At 56.4% G+C, this 2,426-nt stretch carries 1 rRNA gene; it reads left to right on the forward strand.

Features of this window, described 5'->3' with window-relative positions:
• Positions 1 to 2,381 (forward strand): 23S ribosomal RNA (locus ACY48E_RS15930); the annotation flags it as partial.
• Between the last annotated feature and the right edge of the window lie 45 nt (positions 2,382 to 2,426).

Here is a 2,426-nt window from a genome sequence, read left to right on the forward strand (position 1 = left end):
TCAGTCGCATGCTCTGGACCCGAAGCGGAGTGATCTACCCATGGCCAGGGTGAAGCGACGGTAAGACGTCGTGGAGGCCCGAACCCACTTAGGTTGAAAACTGAGGGGATGAGTTGTGGGTAGGGGTGAAAGGCCAATCAAACTCCGTGATAGCTGGTTCTCCCCGAAATGCATTTAGGTGCAGCGTCGCGTGTTTCACTCTGGAGGTAGAGCTACTGGATGGTCTAGGGGGCCCACAAGCTTACCGAAATCAGCCAAACTCCGAATGCCAGGGTGTGAGAGCGCGGCAGTGAGACTGCGGGCGATAAGGTTCGTAGTCGAGAGGGAAACAGCCCAGATCGCCGGCTAAGGCCCCTAAGCGTGTACTAAGTGGAAAAGGATGTGAAGTCGCGAAGACAACCAGGAGGTTGGCTTAGAAGCAGCCACCCTTGAAAGAGTGCGTAATAGCTCACTGGTCAAGTGATTTTGCGCCGACAATGTAGCGGGGCTCAAGTACACCGCCGAAGCCGCGGCACTCACATGGTGCCTGTTCACCGACTGCGGTTGGTGGGCCAGGTGTGTGGGTGGGTAGGGGAGCGTCGTGTGGCCAGGGAAGCGCCGGAGTGATCCAGGTGTGGAGGCCACGCGAGTGAGAATGCAGGCATGAGTAGCGAAAGACGAGTGAGAAACTCGTCCGCCGAATGATCAAGGGTTCCTGGGCCAGGTTAATCCGCCCAGGGTGAGTCGGGACCTAAGGCGAGGCCGACAGGCGTAGTCGATGGACAACGGGTTGATATTCCCGTACCCGTGTTTCCGCGCCCATGATGAATCAGGAGTACTAACCGTCCAGAGTCGCCGAGAGTGCCTTCGGGTGCCGAGTGCGGTGATGCACGGGACCTTTCCTGGTAGTAGTCAAGCGATGGGGTGACGCAGGAAGGTAGTCGAGCCAGTCAGTGGTAATACTGGTGTAAGCCCGTAGGGAGTGACCCAGGCAAATCCGGGTCGCACACATCCTGAGAGGTGACGCATAGCCGAATGAGGCGAAGTCGATGATCCTATGCTGCCGAGAAAAGCCTCTAGCGAGCTGGAACACGGCCCGTACCCCAAACCGACACAGGTGATCAGGTAGAGAATACCGAGGCGATCGAGAGAACTATGGTTAAGGAACTCGGCAAAATGCCCCCGTAACTTCGGGAGAAGGGGGACCCGTGCTGGTGATGGACTTCTCGTCCTGAGCTGGTGTGGGTCGCAGAGACCAGTGAGAAGCGACTGTTTACTAAAAACACAGGTCCGTGCGAAGTCGTAAGACGATGTATACGGACTGACGCCTGCCCGGTGCTGGAAGGTTAAGAGGACCGGTCAGCCACTTCGGTGGCGAAGCTGAGAATTTAAGCCCCAGTAAACGGCGGTGGTAACTATAACCATCCTAAGGTAGCGAAATTCCTTGTCGGGTAAGTTCCGACCTGCACGAATGGCGTAACGACTTCTCAGCTGTCTCAACCATAGACTCGGCGAAATTGCATTACGAGTAAAGATGCTCGTTACGCGCGGCAGGACGAAAAGACCCCGGGACCTTCACTACAGCTTGGTATTGGTGTTCGGTTCGGTTTGTGTAGGATAGGTGGGAGACTGTGAAGCATGCACGCCAGTGTGTGTGGAGTCGTTGTTGAAATACCACTCTGATCGTATTGGATACCTCAACCTCGGACCATGATCTGGTTCAGGGACAGTGCCTGGTGGGTAGTTTAACTGGGGCGGTTGCCTCCCAAAATGTAACGGAGGCGCCCAAAGGTTCCCTCAGCCTGGTTGGCAATCAGGTGTCGAGTGCAAGTGCACAAGGGAGCTTGACTGTGAGACTGACAGGTCGAGCAGGGACGAAAGTCGGGACTAGTGATCCGGCACCGGCAAGTGGAAGCGGTGTCGCTCAACGGATAAAAGGTACCCCGGGGATAACAGGCTGATCTTCCCCAAGAGTCCATATCGACGGGATGGTTTGGCACCTCGATGTCGGCTCGTCGCATCCTGGGGCTGGAGTAGGTCCCAAGGGTTGGGCTGTTCGCCCATTAAAGCGGCACGCGAGCTGGGTTTAGAACGTCGTGAGACAGTTCGGTCTCTATCCGCCGCGCGCGTTAGAAACTTGAGGAAGGCTGTCCCTAGTACGAGAGGACCGGGACGGACGAACCTCTGGTGTGCCAGTTGTTCCACCAGGAGCACCGCTGGTTAGCTACGTTCGGAAGGGATAACCGCTGAAAGCATCTAAGCGGGAAGCCTGTTCCAAGATGAGGTTTCTCACCCCCTCGAGGGGGTAAGGCCCCCGGCAGACCACCGGGTTGATAGGCCAGAACTGGAAGCCCAGCAATGGGTGCAGGTGACTGGTACTAATAGGCCGAGGACTTACCACAAAGAAGCTACGCGTCCACTGTGCAGTATCTGAAACAACACACACA

The sequence above is a fragment of the Rhodococcus sp. AZ1 genome (genome assembly GCF_054979605.1).